14 protein-coding genes are annotated in these 16,479 nt (G+C 68.9%); 10 read left to right on the top strand and 4 right to left on the bottom strand.

What is annotated here, in order from left to right:
- Positions 1-86 precede the first annotated feature (86 nt).
- On the bottom strand, positions 87-2,756 hold the full coding sequence (locus BLQ61_RS14010; RefSeq protein WP_091571581.1) for a DUF349 domain-containing protein: 2,670 nt from the start codon (positions 2,754-2,756) through the stop codon (positions 87-89).
- Between the two features lie 945 nt (positions 2,757-3,701).
- Here BLQ61_RS14010 and BLQ61_RS14005 point away from each other — a divergent pair.
- The 3 genes from BLQ61_RS14005 to nrdR all read left to right on the top strand — a co-directional run bounded on the left by BLQ61_RS14005 (position 3,702) and on the right by nrdR (position 6,566).
- The gene (locus tag BLQ61_RS14005; RefSeq protein ID WP_091571578.1) at positions 3,702-4,595 is read left to right on the top strand and encodes a lytic transglycosylase domain-containing protein; all 894 of its coding nucleotides are present in this window, start codon (positions 3,702-3,704) and stop codon (positions 4,593-4,595) included.
- A gap of 236 nt (positions 4,596-4,831) precedes the next feature.
- Positions 4,832-6,076 carry a serine hydroxymethyltransferase gene (gene glyA, locus BLQ61_RS14000; RefSeq protein ID WP_091571576.1) on the top strand — a complete coding sequence of 415 codons (1,245 nt, stop codon included), beginning with the start codon at positions 4,832-4,834 and terminating at the stop codon, positions 6,074-6,076.
- 40 nt (positions 6,077-6,116) lie between these two features.
- Complete coding sequence (nrdR, locus tag BLQ61_RS13995; protein ID WP_091571573.1) at positions 6,117-6,566, top strand: transcriptional regulator NrdR; 450 nt, start codon at positions 6,117-6,119, stop codon at positions 6,564-6,566.
- Positions 6,567-6,714: 148 nt separating this feature from the next.
- Here nrdR and aroC read toward each other — a convergent pair whose 3' ends face one another.
- A complete protein-coding gene (gene aroC / locus BLQ61_RS13990; RefSeq protein ID WP_091571571.1) occupies positions 6,715-7,812 on the bottom strand; it encodes a chorismate synthase in 1,098 nt (365 codons plus the stop codon).
- A 95-nt stretch (positions 7,813-7,907) separates the two neighbouring features.
- Complete coding sequence (locus BLQ61_RS13985; RefSeq protein WP_091571568.1) at positions 7,908-8,378, bottom strand: CBS domain-containing protein; 471 nt, start codon at positions 8,376-8,378, stop codon at positions 7,908-7,910.
- A gap of 97 nt (positions 8,379-8,475) precedes the next feature.
- Between BLQ61_RS13985 and BLQ61_RS13980 the strand changes: the two genes are divergently transcribed.
- The 5 genes from BLQ61_RS13980 (at position 8,476) to BLQ61_RS13960 (ending at position 13,160) form a co-directional block, all read left to right on the top strand.
- A complete protein-coding gene (locus tag BLQ61_RS13980) occupies positions 8,476-9,786 on the top strand; it encodes an O-acetylhomoserine aminocarboxypropyltransferase (RefSeq protein WP_091571565.1) in 1,311 nt (436 codons plus the stop codon).
- Entirely contained in the window at positions 9,786-10,592 is an 807-nt protein-coding gene (locus BLQ61_RS13975; protein ID WP_091571562.1) for an alpha/beta fold hydrolase, read from the top strand. Before BLQ61_RS13980 ends, BLQ61_RS13975 begins: the two co-directional genes overlap by 1 nt.
- 138 nt (positions 10,593-10,730) lie before the next feature.
- Entirely contained in the window at positions 10,731-11,756 is a 1,026-nt protein-coding gene (gene hemH, locus BLQ61_RS13970) for a ferrochelatase (RefSeq protein WP_091571559.1), read from the top strand.
- A 194-nt stretch (positions 11,757-11,950) separates the two neighbouring features.
- Positions 11,951-12,394 (top strand): RNA-binding S4 domain-containing protein, encoded by a 444-nt coding sequence (locus BLQ61_RS13965; protein ID WP_091571556.1) that lies wholly within the window; start codon positions 11,951-11,953, stop codon positions 12,392-12,394.
- 76 nt (positions 12,395-12,470) lie between these two features.
- Entirely contained in the window at positions 12,471-13,160 is a 690-nt protein-coding gene (locus tag BLQ61_RS13960) for a Vat family streptogramin A O-acetyltransferase (protein WP_217629408.1), read from the top strand.
- A gap of 113 nt (positions 13,161-13,273) precedes the next feature.
- Here the strand turns inward: BLQ61_RS13960 and BLQ61_RS13955 are convergent, their stop codons facing one another.
- The gene (locus BLQ61_RS13955) at positions 13,274-14,719 is read right to left on the bottom strand and encodes a short-chain fatty acyl-CoA regulator family protein (RefSeq protein WP_091571551.1); all 1,446 of its coding nucleotides are present in this window, start codon (positions 14,717-14,719) and stop codon (positions 13,274-13,276) included.
- A gap of 102 nt (positions 14,720-14,821) precedes the next feature.
- Between BLQ61_RS13955 and BLQ61_RS13950 the strand changes: the two genes are divergently transcribed.
- Both BLQ61_RS13950 and prpC read left to right on the top strand, forming a co-directional pair.
- Positions 14,822-15,253 carry an acyl-CoA thioesterase gene (locus BLQ61_RS13950; protein ID WP_091571548.1) on the top strand — a complete coding sequence of 144 codons (432 nt, stop codon included), beginning with the start codon at positions 14,822-14,824 and terminating at the stop codon, positions 15,251-15,253.
- Positions 15,250-16,443: a bifunctional 2-methylcitrate synthase/citrate synthase gene (gene prpC, locus BLQ61_RS13945; RefSeq protein ID WP_091571545.1), complete on the top strand. Its 1,194-nt coding sequence runs from the start codon at positions 15,250-15,252 to the stop codon at positions 16,441-16,443. Before BLQ61_RS13950 ends, prpC begins: the two co-directional genes overlap by 4 nt.
- Positions 16,444-16,479: the final 36 nt, after the last annotated feature.

Here is a 16,479-nt window from a genome sequence, read left to right as displayed (position 1 = left end):
GCTTTTGCCTGCCGCTCCCTGTCTGGGTTGCTCCGTTGGCACCATGACCACGGGCCGGTCACCACGGCCCGTGGCTTCGCGGGGCATTACCTGCGCATCAACGCCTTCAATGCGTTCTGCAGGCGGCGCGATTGCCCTTCATCCGCAGGAGCGGCAAGCACGCGCGCCGCGTCCTGCTCCCAGGTCTGGGCCGGTGCAGGGTCATTGCGGCGGGTCAGCATTTGCAGCTGTAATGCACGCCGTGCGGCAATCTGCTCGGCCGGCGTGGGCACATCGGCAGCGATCTCCAGGCGCAACAAGGCTTCCGATGCGTCGCCTGCCGCCGGCGACGACAACGCCTGCGTCCAGGCAGCACGGCCGGTACCCGTCACCCGGCCGCCCAACTCCTGCGCGCTGGGCATTTGCGCTGCATCGCGCGCCTTCCAGGCGGCCACGAGCTGGGTGAGTGCCTCGCCATGGGCCTGCGCCGCCAGCTTGCGCAAGGTGACCTGGGCCTGATCCAGCGCGTCGCGCTGCGCACGGAACGCGGTATCGCCCAGGCGCGGCGCCCTTGGACCAGCATCGGCATGGCGGTCGCGGCCAGCGCGCCCCCAGGAATCATCGCTTCGCGGCTTGCGCTGGCCATCACGGTCACGCCGCTCGCCGAAACGTCCACCACGAGGATCGGGCGCCTCCGTGGCCGGCTTGCGCGCACCAGGGCGGTCGTCGCCTCGGACCGCCACCACTGCACGCGGCTGCGCGGCAGGCACACTGGGTTTTGCTGCAGCTTCGGCCGCAGGCTCCTGCGCCACCTCGGACTGATCCTGCTGCGCCGGCGCTGACTCGGTGGCTGCCGGCACTTCGGTGGGCGCGCCAGCTGCCGGCTGCTCGCGCAAAGCTGCCTCCAGTGCCGCCATGGCCGTGCGAATCTGCTGCGCATCGCCTGCGGCATTGGCCGCTTCCAGCGCCTTGGAGGCCTGCAGCACGGCCCGGTCGCGTTCGCCCAGCTGGCCGGCCTCGCGCTCGCGCGCGGCGCTCTTGCGCGCAAAGGCATCGTCGATGGGCTTGCGGAATGCATCCCATAGCTTCTGTTCCTGGCGCCGATCCAGCGGTACTGCCTGCGCCTCGACCTGCCAGCGCTGCTGCAGTGCCTTCACGGCGTCGATACGCAACTGGGGAGCAGCGCCCAGCACGGCCGCCTCTTCGATCATGGCGTGCCGCTGAGCCAGGCTCGCCTTTTGCGCCGCCGCCAGCGGTGCGCCAGCCTCGGACAACGCCTGCTTCCACAGCGGTTGCAGCTCCGCAAACACCTTTTCGCTGACATGCCCGCTGGCGCGCCAGCGCTCGCCGAACTGGTGCAGCACACGGCTGGCGGCCTTCCAGTCTGGCGTACCCAAAGCATCCTGCTGCGCAGCCCAGGCCTTGACCTCGTCGATCAGTGCCTGACGCTGGGAACGGTGCTGGGCGCTTTCGGCGCGCACCTTTTCCAGCCATGCCTCCACCGCCTTGTGCGCCTGATTGCATGCCTCGTCGAAGCGCTTCCACAGGGCATGGTTGGCCGGTGCGCCCTGATCGGCGCGCTTCCACTGTTCACGCAGCTGGCGCAGGGTTTCCTGCAGCTTGCGTCCACCCAGCGCCTGGCCTTCCGGACGCTGGTTCAACGCTTCGGCCTTGGCCACCAGCTCCTCGCGCACCTGGTCGGCGCTCCAGCGCTGCCAGCCCTCCAGCTCGCCCGCTGCCACCAGCGCTGCATGCACCTTCTGTTCCAGATCGCCATCGATCAGCTTGCCATGCACCTTGAGCACCGCGCGCAATGCGGTTGCGGCACCGGTGCTGGCCTTGCCCTGACCTTGCGCCGTGGCCTCCTGCAGCTTGGCCAGCGCCTCGCCAACTGCCTGCTGCGCCGCCTCCAGCTGCGCTGGATCGGCCTTGGTGCGCACGGCGGGGACGGCCGCAGCCGGACCACGAGCCGTAGCTGCCTTCTCTGCCTCGGTGGGCAAGCCACGCGCTTGCCGCAGCTCGTCGGCCCACACGGGCACTGGCGGCAACGCGGCTTGCGGATCGGCGGCAGCCGCCACGGTCTGCTGGACTGCGGACTGGAAAGCCTCCCAGACCACCAGCAGCTGACTGCGCGAAGCGTCCAGCTGCGTCGGGAAGCGCGGCTCGACACTGGGCCACGAAGCATCGCCCGAGAGCTCCTGCGCCTGCGCCTGCCAGCGCTCGACATCGGCGCTCAGCAACGCCAGCGCCGCCTGCGCATCCTTCCATGGCTTGGTGGACAGCACCTCGATGCGCTGCGCCAGCAGCACTGCTGCCTCGCGCTGCACCTGCACGCGATGCTGCAGATCCTCAATGGTCTTGACGCGCTCGGCCAGCTGCGTCTTCAGCTGCGACAACGGCTCGCGCGACAGTGGTGCACCGGCGCGCGCGGCGTCGCGCTGCCAGGCCATGGCGTCGGCAATGTTCAACCGGGGCGCTGCCAGCAGCGCCTCGGCCTTGGCCGCCCAGTCCGCCGCGATGGCCTCCTGTGCCTGCGCACGACGCATTTCGTCCAGGCGTTCGCGCACGGCACGGGCAGCGCCCTTGTCGCGTGCGCTGAGTTCCTTGAAGACCTCCTGCAGCCGCTCGGGCGTCGGCTGGGTGGCCAGCCATTCACGTACCCGCGCCGCGCGCTCGCTCGAGGTAGCGGCAGAAAAAGCCCCCCCGGTCACCGCATCCAGAGGATGGGGCTCGCTGGTCTTGGCCTGAGGTTGAGGGGTTTCGGGAACGTCGGACATTTTGCTGCGGGAAGAAAAAGAAAACATGGTGCTCGCGGTGAAGGGATGCCAAACAGCGACCTGGGCTGCGCAGCACGCGCCAAGGCGCTGATGGCGCCTTGCAGGTCGCTATTTTGGCCCGGTTTGCCATGGATGCCTTCAGACCTCTGCCAAGCCTGAGGGGACTTGCATCAAAAGACCCACCCGCCTGCAGCCGAAAGACCTGCCCTGCCCCACTCATGGTGCGCCAGCGACCTGCTGCATGCGAACCGATAGCCCTGGCATTTCCGACGGCCCATCTGCCCGGCAAGCCTGAAAAAAAGAAACCCGGTGGCGCGAATGCCGCCACCGGGTCCGATGGCGGACCAGACAGTCCATATGCCATCGCTTCTTGCACCAAGGGAGAGTCTGGTCCCCAGGAGCAGGAGACAAGGGATTGCCTCCATGGGTTGCCGCACCAGGCAGGGTCTTGATGACTGCCGCCTTGCGAGGCTTCATGCCCGGCCGATGCCGGACGATTCAAGACTATCAAAGCTTCTGGGCGATAGGCAATAGTGTTGCGCAATGACACATGTGATGCACGCACCTTGCATCTACCGCTGTCATTGCTTTGGGCCCCAGGGAAAACAGCTTCACGAACATCCTTCAGAAGGGTTTTCTGGATCTTCGAACAGCTTGAATATAACTTTTTTGTATCAAAAAAAGAAACATCAGTATTGACCATGAATTTAGGGCTCTCCTAGAATCCGCCGATTCCATTTGTACCCAGTACATACCCCTAGCCCCGCCGATTCCGGCTTCGAGGGTCCGCAAGTTTCCGTTGCGCCGCGCGCACGGCACGGACCCATATGGCAACCCAATCCGGGCGAGCACGCCCGGCTCATATATAGAGTCCCTTGCAAGTGCCGATCTGATGCGGCGCACCGCATTGCGGGGGCTCGTTTTTGTCTGGAGAAAGGACGAGCTATGACAGCGTCTGGATCAGTGGTCGCCAGCGTACGCACCTTTGCGGCCAACATCGTCAACGGCCTGGTCGTCGTCACCCACAGCAGTTTCGCCCTGCTTGGCCTGGCCGTGGCGTTTGTGGCCATCGCCCTGACCGCGCGTCCCGACCTGCGCCACAGCGGCGAGGAGCAGCTACGTGGCTGGCTGCAGTCGCGCCAGCCGGTGAACACGAAAACAGCGCAGGCCGCAGAGGTGGCGACGCAGCCGGTCAGCGCTCCGGCAACACCGCGCCCTGCTGCAGCAACGCCGCGCCCCATCGCCATCAACCCCCAGCAGCTGCCGCGCGAGCAGGCCGCCGTCGCCTACTGGCTGAGCAAGAAGTACCGCGTGGCGCCGGAACCCGTGGCGGCGCTCGTGACCGAGGCCTATGAACTGGGCCGCAGCGCCAAGCTGGACCCGACGCTGATCCTGGCCATCGTCGCCATCGAGTCCAGCTTCAATCCGTTCGCGCAGAGCTCGGTGGGCGCCCAGGGCCTGATGCAGGTCATGACACGCGTACACACCGACAAATATGAAGACGTCGGCGGACACCTGGCCGCCTTCAACCCGCTGACCAACCTGCGTGTCGGCGTGCAGGTGCTACAGGAGTGCATCTCGCGCGCCGGCTCGCTGGAAGGCGGCCTGCGCTACTACGTGGGCGCTGCCAACCTGCCGCACGACGGGGGCTATGCCGCCAAGGTGCTGGCCGAGCACTTCCGCCTGCGCCAAGTGGCGGGCGGCCGTGCCGCCAGCCCGGCGCCCGCTCCGGCCAAGCCGGTACTGTCCACCAAGGCCCCGGCCGATGCGGCTCCGGCTACGCCTTCGGCCGCGCTGCCCCCTACCGCCGACAAGGTGGCGATGCTGGCCGGCGCCTGAACGCGTGCCGGCTGCACTTTCGCTCGGCTACACTCGAACGGTACGCGACTGGCGATAGGCGCGGCGCCCTTTGCAGGGCTGCTGCCGCTGACGTGGAATCCTCGCAGGGCAGCAGGCCCTGCCAACCACTGGGAAGCGTACCGCGCAGGCATGGAAAGTGATGCCCTGCCGCGATCCGTCGTTCGCCTGGGCACCCCTTGGCTCTTCAGGGGACACACGTTCACCGCAACGCCATCATGTACCAACGCAATATCCTTGTCGAACAAACCGATCCCGAGGTGTGGGCCGCCATCCAGGCCGAAGACCGCCGCCAGGAAGAACACATCGAGCTGATCGCCAGCGAGAATTACGCCTCGCCCGCCGTGATGGCCGCGCAGGGCTCGCAGCTGACCAACAAGTACGCCGAGGGCTACCCCGGCCGCCGCTACTACGGTGGCTGCGAGAACGTGGACGTGATCGAGCAGTTGGCCATCGATCGCGTGAAGCAGCTGTTCGGCGCCGAGGCCGCCAATGTCCAGCCCAACTCGGGCTCGCAGGCCAACCAGGCCGTGCTGATGGCCTTCGCCAAGCCCGGCGACACGATTTTGGGCATGAGCCTGGCCGAGGGCGGCCACCTGACGCACGGCATGCCGCTGAACATGAGCGGCAAGTGGTTCAACGTCGTCTCCTACGGCCTGAACGCGCAGGAAGAGATCGACTACGACGCCCTGGAAGCCAAGGCGCGCGAGCACAAGCCGCGCATCATCATCGCCGGTGCCTCGGCCTATGCGCTGCGCATCGACTTCGAGCGCTTCGCAAGAATCGCCAGGGAAGTCGGCGCCATCTTCTGGGTGGACATCGCGCACTACGCCGGCCTGGTCGTGGCCGGCGAGTACCCGAACCCGGTGCCGCACGCCGACGTCGTCACCTCGACCACGCACAAGAGCCTGCGCGGCCCGCGCGGCGGCATCATCCTGATGAAGGCGGAGCACGAGAAGGCATTGAACAGCGCCATCTTCCCCGGCCTGCAGGGCGGCCCGTTGGAGCACGTCATCGCCGGCAAGGCCGTGGCCTTCAAGGAGGCGCTGTCGCCCGAGTTCAAGACCTACCAGCAGCAGGTCGCAAAGAACGCCAAGATGTTTGCGGAGACGCTGACCGAGCGCGGCCTGCGCATCGTCAGCGGCCGCACGGAAAGCCACGTCATGCTGGTGGACCTGCGTGCCAAGGGCATCACCGGCAAGGAGGCCGAGGCCGCCCTGGGCAAAGCCCACATCACCATCAACAAGAACGCCATCCCGAACGACCCGGAAAAGCCCATGGTGACCAGCGGCATCCGCGTCGGCACCCCGGCGATCACCACACGCGGCTTCAAGGAAGAGGAAACGCGCCAGACCGCCCACCTGCTGGCCGACGTGCTGGAGAACCCGCACGACGAGGCGCACCTGGCCGCAGTGCGTGCCAAGGTGCACGCGCTCACCAGCCGCTTCCCGGTCTACCGCTGATGTCTCAGGCGGGCACCTGCCCGCCCACCGCACCGCCCCCATGAAGTGCCCTTTCTGCAGCCATCCCGACACCCAGGTCGCCGAGACCCGGGTGTCCGAGGACGGCACGCTGGTGCGCCGCCGCCGCCGCTGCGCGGCGTGCGACAAGCGCTTCACGACCTACGAGCGCCCGGAAGTCAACTTCCCGGCCATCGCCAAGAAGGACGGCCGGCGCGTCGAATATGACCGCGCCAAGCTGCTCGGTTCGTTCAAGCTGGCGCTGCGCAAGCGTCCGGTGAGCACGGTGCAGATCGACAGCGCTATCGAGCGTATCGAGGAAGAGCTGCTGCAACTGGGCCAGCGCGAGGTGCTGTCCAGCCGGCTGGGCGAACTGGTGATGCGCGAGCTGAAGAAGCTGGACAAGGTGGCCTATGTGCGCTTTGCCAGTGTGTACCGCAGCTTCGAGGACGTGGACGAGTTCCGCGCCCTGGTAGATGAGGTCGGAGAGTAGGAAGCTATATTTTTGATAGCTAAAGGCGCTTGTTCCATATGGGCAGGCGCCTTTTTTTATTGACAACCGAGTGATGCGACAGCGTTGAGAGAGGGATTCCACCCTCACCGCGACCCTCTCCCACAGGGAGAGGGAGCAAGAGCACCCCTCAGGCGTTGCTGGCGGGAATCGGGCGGACGGCCTGGCGCACGTCGCCGCACTGCGCGCGGTGGCGCAACGCATGGTCCATCAGCACCAGCGCCAGCAGCGCCTCGGCGATGGGCGCGGCGCGGATGCCGACGCACGGGTCGTGCCGGCCCTTGGTCACCACGTCCACCGGGCGGCCCTGCACGTCGATGGACGTGCGCGGGCTGATGATGGAGCTGGTCGGCTTGATGGCGATGGTCGCCTCGATGTCCTGGCCCGTGCTCAGGCCGCCCAGGATGCCGCCGGCGTGGTTGCTGGCGAAACCTTCGGGCGTGAGCGAGTCGCCGTGCAGCGTGCCGCGCTGCGCCGCGCTGGCGAAACCGTCGCCGATCTCCACGCCCTTGACCGCGTTCAGGCCCATCAGCGCGTGTGCGATGTCTGCGTCCAGCCGGTCGTACAAAGGCTCGCCCAGCCCCACCGGCACGCCGCTGGCCTGCACACGCAGGCGCGCGCCGCAGGAGTCGCCCGCCTTGCGCAGCGTGTCCATGTACGCCTCGTACTGCTGCACGTCGGCCACCGGCGCGAAGAACGGGTTGTGCGGCACGTGCTCCCAAGATTCGAACGGGAGCGTCAGCTCGCCCAACTGCGTCATGCAGGCCCGGATCTGCGTGCCGAACTTCTCGCCCAGCCACTTGCGCGCCACGGCGCCCGCGGCCACCGTGGGCGCCGTCAGGCGCGCCGACGAGCGCCCGCCGCCGCGCGGGTCGCGCAGGCCGTACTTGTGCCAGTAGGTGTAATCGGCATGGCCGGGGCGGAACTGCTGGGCGATCTCGCCGTAGTCCTTACTGCGCTGGTCTTGGTTGCGGATCAGGAGCGCGATCGGCGTGCCGGTAGTGCGGCCCTGGTACACGCCCGAGAGGATTTCCACCGCGTCGGGCTCCTGGCGCTGGGTGACGTGGCGGCTTGTGCCGGGGCGGCGGCGGTCCAGGTCGTGCTGGATGTCGGCCTCGGACAGCTCCATGCCCGGCGGGCAGCCGTCGATCACGCAGCCGATGGCCGGGCCGTGGGATTCACCGAAGTTGGTGACGCAAAACAGGGTGCCGATGGTGTTGCCGCTCATAGGGGCGGCATTATCGCCCAGCCCCTACACTATCAAAAGCATAGCTGCAGGCCATTTACCCATCACGGCCCGGGCCTGTTTTGACCGAAATTTCCTCAGCCGGGCTGGCCCTGTTGCTGCGGCGCGGCTTCGTCCTGCGGCCAGTCGCGGATGTAGGCCTTGAGCAGCTTGTTCTCGAAGTTCTGGCTGTCCACCACCGCCTTGGCCACGTCGTAGAAGCTGACCACGCCCATCAGCATGCGGTTTTCCATCACCGGCATGTAGCGCGCATGGCAGCCCAGCATCATGCGGCGCACCTCGTCCATGTCGGTCTCCAGCGTGCAGGTGACGGGCGCGTCGTCCATGGCGGTGCGCACCAGCAGCGTGCCGACGCTGCCGCCGTTCTTGGCCAGCACCTGGTTGATCTCGCGGAAGGTGAGCATGCCGACCAGCTCGCCGTATTCCATCACCACCAGCGAGCCGATGTCCTTCTCGGCCATGGTCTGCACGGCCTGCGCTAGGCGCTCGTCCGGCGTCACGGTGTAGAGGGTGTTGCCTTTCAGGCGCAGGATGTCGCTGACTTTCATGGGTGTCTCGCAAGGGGCAGTGAAGGCGGCGGCGCCGCAGGGGCACGGGAAAATATAGCCCACAATCCCGGGCGCCCCGACCACACTGGAGACATGGATGCCCGGCTACTCCGACCCCGGCTTCGACACGCTGGCGCTGCACGCCGGCGCCGCGCCCGATGCGGCCACCGGCGCGCGCGCCACGCCGCTGTACCTCACGACCTCGTTCGTGTTCGAGTCGAGCGACCACGCCGCCTCGCTGTTCAACCTGGAGCAGCCCGGCCACGTCTACAGCCGCCTGAGCAACCCGACCACCGCCGTGCTGGAGCAGCGCATGGCGGCGCTGGAGGGTGGTGTGGGGTCGATCGCCACCGCCAGCGGCCAGGCTGCGCTGCACCTGGCCATCGCCACCCTGATGGGCGCGGGCGGACACATCGTCGCCAGCAGCGCGCTGTACGGCGGCTCGCACAACCTGCTGCACTACACCCTGCGCCGCTTCGGCATCGAGACCACCTTCGTCGCGCCCGGCGACCTGGACGGCTGGCGCGCCGCCATCCGGCCCACCACGCGCCTGCTGCTGGGCGAGACCGTGGGCAACCCTGGCATGGAGGTGCTGGACATCCCGGCCATCGCGCAGATCGCCGAGGACGCCGGCGTGCCGCTGCTGGTGGACTCGACCCTCACCTCGCCCTGGCTGATCCAGCCGTTCGAGCACGGCGCGCACCTGGTCCACCACTCGGCCACCAAGTTCCTGTCCGGCCACGGCACGGTGATCGGCGGCGTGTTGGTCGACGGCGGGCGCTTCGACTGGGAAGGCGGCGCGGCGGCGGGCAAATTCCCCGAGCTGACCGAGCCGTACGACGGCTTTCACGGCATGGTGTTCACCGAGGAATCCAGCGTCGGTGCCTTCCTGCTACGCGCGCGGCGCGAGGGCCTGCGCGACTTCGGCGCGTGCCTGAGCCCGCACAGCGCCTGGCTGATCCTGCAGGGCATTGAGACGCTGCCGCTGCGCATGGAGCGGCACATGCGCAACACCGAGAAAGTCGTGCAGTTCCTGGCCAGCCACCCGTTCGTGGCGCGCGTCGGCCACCCGATGCTCAAGTCGCACCCGAGCCATGCCCTGGCGCAGAAGCTGCTGCCGCGCGGCGCGGGCTCGGTCTTCAGCTTCGACCTGAAGGGCAGCCGCGCGCAGGGCAAGGCGTTCATCGATGCGCTGCAGCTGTTCAGCCACCTGGCCAACGTGGGCGACGCCAAGAGCCTGGTCATCCACCCGGCCAGCACCACACACCACCGCATGGACGACGCAGCGCTGGCGGCCGGCGGCATCGGGCAGGGCACGATCCGCCTGTCCATCGGGCTGGAGGAGGCCGACGACCTGATCGACGACCTGAAGCGTGCGCTGAAAGCGGCAGAAAAGGCAGGTGCGTGATGCAGTACGAAGTCCATGGCGCCCCCGCCTACTGCTACACCGGCGGCAAGCCCTTCGATCCGGCCCAGCCCACCGCCGTGCTCATCCACGGCGTGCTGGGCGACCACAGCGTGTGGGCCTGGCAAAGCCGCTGGCTGGCCCACCACGGCTGGAACGTGCTGGCCGTGGACCTGCCCGGCCACGGCAGGAGCGGCGGCGACGCGCCCGAGAGCGTGGAGCAGGCCGCCGCCTTCGTCGCCGCGCTGCTGGATGCCGCCGGCGTGCAGCGCGCGGCGCTGGTCGGGCACAGCTGGGGCTCGCTGATCGCACTGCAGGCGGCAGCTGATCTGGGCGAGCGCATCAGCCACCTGGTGCTGGTCGGCACGGCCTATCCGATGAAGGTCTCACCGGCGCTGATCGAGGCGTCGCAAAGCGATCCCGAGCAGGCATTGAAACTGGTCAACGTGTTCTCGCGCAGCACGCTGGCGCCGCCCAGTGGTGCCGGCGCGTGGGTCTATGGCGCCGGGATGGCGCTGGGCCGGCGCGTGCTGCAGGGCAACCGCACGGCCAACGTCTTCCAGCGCGGTTTCATCGCCTGCGACCGCTACGCCAATGGCGAGCAGGCCATCGCTGCCCTGCAGTGCCCGGTGCTGTTCGTGCTGGGCGCGCGCGACCAGATGACGCCGCCGAAGGCCGCACGCACGCTGATCGACGCGGCGCGCGGCGCCGGCAAGGCGGTGCGTGTGGTCGAGCTGCCCGTGGGGCACCACCAGATGCAAGAAGCGCCCGAGGCCACGCTGGCGGCGCTGCGCGACTTCCTGCGCTGAGCGGAGAACCAGGCCAGGCGGCTCCAAGCGCATCCGCCGCCTGGCGGCAAGCCCTGCGGCACAAGCCCCCGGAAGTTTTGGGTGCAGTGCAGCAATGAATCGCCGCGCGCCAGTGCGCAGCGGCCACAATCGCCCCCCATGCCTTCCCCTGCCCTGCCTCCTTCCACCGCCGTCCTGCTGTGCAACCTGGGCACGCCTGACGCGCCCACCGCGCCGGCGCTGCGCCGCTACCTGGCGCAATTCCTCGGCGACCCGCGCGTGGTCGAGATCCCGCGTCTGGCCTGGTGGCCGATCCTGCACGGCATCATCCTGCGCACCCGGCCACGGCGCTCGGCCGCCAAGTACGCCACCGTCTGGACGCCCGAGGGCTCGCCCCTGGCCGTGTGGACGCAGCGCCAGGCCACGCTGCTGCGCGGCTGGCTGGGCGAGGCTGGCCAGCATGTCGCCGTGCAGTACGCCATGCGCTACGGCAATCCGTCCATCGCCTCGCAGATCGACGCGCTGCAGGCCGCGGGCGTGCAGCGCGTGCTGGTGCTGCCGCTGTACCCGCAATACTCCAGCACCACCACCGCCAGCATCTTCGACGACGTGGCCGCCTTCGTGCGCCGCGCGCGGGTGTACCCCGAGCTGCGCTTCATCAACAGCTACCACGACCACCCGGCCTACATCGCCGCGCTGGCAGCGAGCGTGCGCGCGCACTGGGCGCGCGAGGGCGGCCCGGCGGACAAGCTGGTCATGAGCTTTCACGGCATCCCCGAGCGCAACGTGCGCCTGGGCGACCCGTACGCCGACGAATGCCGCACCACCGCCCGGCTGCTGGCCGAGGCGCTGGACCTGGACGAGTCGCGCTACGCCATCACCTTCCAGTCGCGCTTCGGCCCCGCCCAGTGGCTGCAGCCCTACACCGAGCCCACGCTGGTCGCCCTGGCGCAGGGCGGGACGAAGCGCGTGGACGTGATGTGCCCGGGCTTTCCCGGCGACTGCCTGGAAACGCTGGAGGAAATCAACGACGAGGCGCGCGAGGCGTTCCTGCACGCCGGCGGCCAGGAGTTCCGCTACATCCCGTGCCTGAACGACAGCCCGGCATGGATCGACGCGCTGCGGGCGATCGCGCAGCAGCACCTGTCGGGCTGGCCGACGGCGCGGCCGGTGCTGTTTGATTGAACGATTCGGCCGCCAGCGCTTGTGCAGCCAGGACGCGCAGCTATTGAATCAGCAGCTGAGCGCCGCTTGAAGCGGTGCCTGCTGGCCGGCCGGCATGGCCAAGGCACGCGAGCGCGGGCGGCCAGCCCCATGCCATCCCGCTTGCCGCCGAGGGCGATTGCATCCTGTCGCCCGGGCGCGCCACAATCGCCCGCATGAACCTTTCTGCCGAGTCCATGCGTCTGGACAAGTGGCTGTGGTGCGCGCGCTTCTACAAGACGCGCAGCCTGGCCGCCGACGAAATCGGCCGTGGCCGCGTCATGGTCAACGGCCAATTGGCCAAGGCCGCGCGCGACCTGCGCGTGGGCGACACCGTGGCGCTGCGCCAAGGCAGCGTGCCGCGCACCGTGGTGGTGCGGGGCTTGAGCAACATGCGCGGACCGGCCCCGATGGCGCAGCAGCTGTATGAGGAAACCCCCGAGAGCCTGGCCGAGCGCGAGCGGCTGGCGCAGGCGCGGCGGCTGGCGCCGGAGCCGGCGGCGGCGCTGCGCGATGGCCGGCCGACGAAGCGGGACCGGCGCAATATCGACCAGCTGCGCGGCGGCTGGGGGGACCGGTGGAGCGCGTCGGTGGATGCCCCCTCCACAGGCAAGCCCTGAGCACGTTGCGCCCGGCAGACCAAAAAGCCCCAAAACCCGGCCCTGACTGGCCCGCGCGCGGCGCGGGGCACAGCAGATGCGTTCTCGACCACTGGAGCAAGACGTGCAAGGACCCGACCCGAAGAACAAGCACCCCATGGAAGGTTTTCCGCAGGTCTGCTTCATCCGTAACACCGTCCGCAACCCGCACATCGTGGTCGGGGACTACACCTACTACGACGATCCGGAGGATTCGGAGGGCTTCGAGCGCAACGTGCTCTACCACTTTCCCTTCATCGGCGACAAGCTGATCATCGGCAGGTTCTGCGCCATCGCGCGCGGCGCCAAGTTCATCATGAACGGCGCCAACCACAAGCTCTCCGGCATCTCCACCTACCCTTTCCAGATCTTCGGCAACGGCTGGGAAAAGGTCATGCCCCAGCCGGGCGACCTTCCCTACAAGGGCGACACGGTCATCGGCCATGACGTGTGGATCGGCTACGACGCGCTCATCATGCCGGGCGTGCGCATCGGCAACGGTGCCATCGTCTCGTCGCGCTCGGTGGTGACGACGGATGTGCCGGCCTACACCATCGTGGGCGGCAACCCGGCCCAGCCCCTGCGGCAGCGTTTCGATTCGGACAGCGTGGCCCGCCTGGAAGCCCTGGCGTGGTGGGACTGGCCCATCGAGCGGATCACGCAGCACCTCGGCCTGATCGTCACTGGCGACATCGACGCGCTGGCCCGTGTTGCCCCCGAGCCCGTCCGCGCGTCCCCGCCGCAGTGAAACCTGAGCGCCAGCCTGCCGCCCCCTGTTGTCGCGAGTCGCATCGCCGCCGAGGGTCAAAACAGCCGCCAGCCCATACAAATAAACCGCGTCCAGCTATCCTTTAAATAGCATCACCCTCTCCCGTACGGTGCCAGGCTGCTCCTGTCCTCGCTCACTCGCCCCACCTGCCCGATCGGCGGAAACGCCCGCTGCGGGCAGCCTACCCGCTCACACACCTTGCACCCCATCCCGATCGGCACGTAGGCCGCCGGGTCGCCCAGGTCCAATCCGCGCCCATAGACCAGCGCCCCCGCGTGCTGCACGTCGCAGCCCAGCGCCACCGAGAACTGCTGGGCCGGCGCGCCCCAGCCGCCGGCGCTGCGCGTCACGGTGCGGGCGATCCACAGGTACGAGCGCCCGTCCGGCATGCGCGCCAACTGGCGCACGATGCGCCCGGGCTGGGCGAAGGCCTCGTACACGTTCCACAGCGGGCAGCTGCCGCCGATCTTGCTGAAGTGAAAGTGCGTGGCCGACTGGCGCTTGCTGATGTTGCCGGCACGGTCCACGCGGATGAAGAAGAACGGCACGCCGCGCGCGCCCGGGCGCTGCAGAGTGGACAGGCGGTGGCACACGGTCTCGAAGCCCACGCCGAAGCGCTGCGCCAGCCGCTCAATGTCGTAGTGCAGGCCTTCCGCCGCGCGCAGGAAGCGCGTGTAGGGCAGCAGCAGGGCGCCGGCGAAGTAGTTGGCCAGGCCGATGCGCGCCAGGGTGTGCGCGGCGCCGTCCGTCAGGGGCGCGCCCTGCAGCACCTGCGCCATCTGCGGCTCCATCTCCAGAAACGCCAGCTGCGTCGCCATCTGGAAGGCGCGCTGCGCGGGCAGCAGGCTGGGCGCGAGGTGCAGCACGCGATCGGCGGCGTCGAAGCGGCGCAGCGCGGCGTCGCCCTCCTGCCCCGGCGGCGGTTCGGGCAGCAGCGCCACGCGCACGCCGTGGGCATCCTGCAGCCGCTGGGCAAGGGCCGTGTCGCTGGCACGCTCGGGCAGGCGCCAGTCCTGCGCCAGGGTTTCGGCCGCGTCGTCCAGCGGCGCGATGTGGTTGTGCTGCGAGAAGAAAAAATCGCGCACCTGCTCGTAGGCCATGGGTGCGGCGCTGCCGGCGCTGTGGCCGCTGCCCGCGCCTTCCAGCTGCTGCGACAGCGCGGCCAAGCGCTCGTCGGCCTCGCGCTGGCCGGCGTGCAGCGCCAGCAGGGTGCGCGCCACCGCCGGCATGTTGGCCGCCAGCTCGCGGATCTCGGCCAGCGACACGGCATCCTGCGGGCGCGCGCCGGCGGCGTCGGCCAGCACGTCGCGCAGGCCAGCCACCAGGCGCGCCTCGTCGTCGTCGGAAAAGCGCTGCACGTCCACGCCGAACACGGCGTTGATTTTCAGCAGCACCGACACGGTGAGCGGGCGCTGGTTCTGCTCGATCTGGTTCAGGTAGCTGGCCGACAAATCCAGCGCGCGCGCCAGCGCCACCTGGGTCATGCCGCGTTCCTCGCGCAGGCGGCGCAGGCGCACGCCCATGAAGGTTTTTTTCATATGCAGTGATTCGCAAACTTTGCAAAAACCCGCAGCAGCACTCGCAATGCTTCGCCATTTCAGGGCTCGTGCGGGAGGGCGATTGTGCGTAGATTGCGAAGCATGACAAGCCCCTGCTGTTCTTCTCCTGCCCTTCCCCGCAGCGCGGTGGAAACGCGCGACGTGGTCTTCCCGGCGCAGGCCAACCACCGCGGCACGCTGTTCGCGGGCCACGCGCTGGCCAGCATGGCGCGCGTGGCCTGGCTGGCGGCGCACGGCGCCGCCGGGCGCGACGTGGTCATGGCCGGCGTGACCGGCGTGCAGTTCCTGGCGCCCGTCGCGGTGGGCCAGGTGCTGACGCTGCGCGCCTGGGTCAGCCGCGTGGGCCGCAGTTCGCTGACGGTGTGCGTGCGCGGCCTGGCCGACGTGCCTGCCGCTGGCCCCGAGGACGTGCTGCAGGGCGTGTTCGAGATGGTGGCCGTGGACGCCCACGGCCGCCCTGCCCCCATCGACCTGGCACCCGCGCCAGCGCAACCGGAGACCACTGCCCCATGAATGCCGTCCTGACCCCCGTCCACCCTGCCGCGTCCGTCGCGCCTGACGCGCCGGCTGCGCCGAAGGCCAAGAAGTCCGTCGCCCTGTCCGGCGTCACCGCTGGCAACACCGCCGTGTGCACCGTGGGGCGCACCGGCAACGACCTGCACTACCGCGGCTACGACATCCTGGACATCGCCGAGGTCTGCGAGTTCGAGGAAATCGCCCACCTGCTGGTGCACGGCACGCTGCCCACGCACGCCGAGCTGGCCGCCTACAAGGCGAAGCTGAAATCGCTGCGCGGCCTGCCCCTGCACGTGCGCGCGGCGCTGGAGGCGCTGCCTGCCAACGCGCACCCGATGGACGTGATGCGCACCGGCGTGTCCGCGCTGGGCTGCGTGCTGCCGGAGCGCGACGAGCGCCCGCTGGCCGGCGCACGCGACATCGCCGACCGGCTGATGGCCTCGCTCGGCTCCATGCTGCTGACCTGGTGGCACCACAGCCACCACGGCCGGCGCATCGCGCTGGAGACGGACGACGACTCGATCGCCGCACACTTCCTGCACCTGCTGCACGGCCGCGCGCCCAGCGCCGCCTGGGTGCGCGCCATGCACACGTCGCTGAACCTGTACGCCGAGCACGAGTTCAACGCCTCCACCTTCACCGCGCGGGTGATCGCCGGCACCGGCAGCGACCTGTATTCGAGCATCGCCGGCGCCATCGGCGCGCTGCGTGGCCCCAAGCATGGCGGCGCCAACGAGGTGGCGCTGGAAGTGCAGCAGCGCTACGCCAGCGCGGACGAAGCCGAAGCCGACATCCGCCGCCGCGTGGCGAACAAGGAGGTGGTGATCGGCTTCGGACACCCGGTCTACACCGTGAGCGACCCGCGCAACACCGTCATCAAGGGTGTGGCGCGGCGGCTGTCCGAGGAGGCCGGCGCCATGCGCCTGTTCGACATCGCCGAGCGGCTGGAGGCGGTGATGTGGGAGGAGAAAAAGATGTTCCCCAACCTGGACTGGTTCAGCGCCGTGAGCTACCACCGGATGCAGATCCCCACCGCCATGTTCACGCCGCTGTTCGTCATCGCCCGCACCAGCGGCTGGGCGGCGCACGTGATCGAGCAGCGTATCGACAACAAGATCATCCGCCCGAGCGCGAACTACACCGGGCCGGAAGACCAGCGCTTCGTGCCCCTCGACGAGCGCGGCTGACGCCGCCTCTCGCTCCCTCTCCCGCCTGCGGGAGAG

Origin of the sequence: Oryzisolibacter propanilivorax (assembly GCF_900103645.1) — a bacterium.
Taxonomy (GTDB): Bacteria; Pseudomonadota; Gammaproteobacteria; order Burkholderiales; family Burkholderiaceae_C; genus Melaminivora; species Melaminivora propanilivorax.
This window is presented reverse-complemented; position numbering and strand designations above follow the sequence as displayed.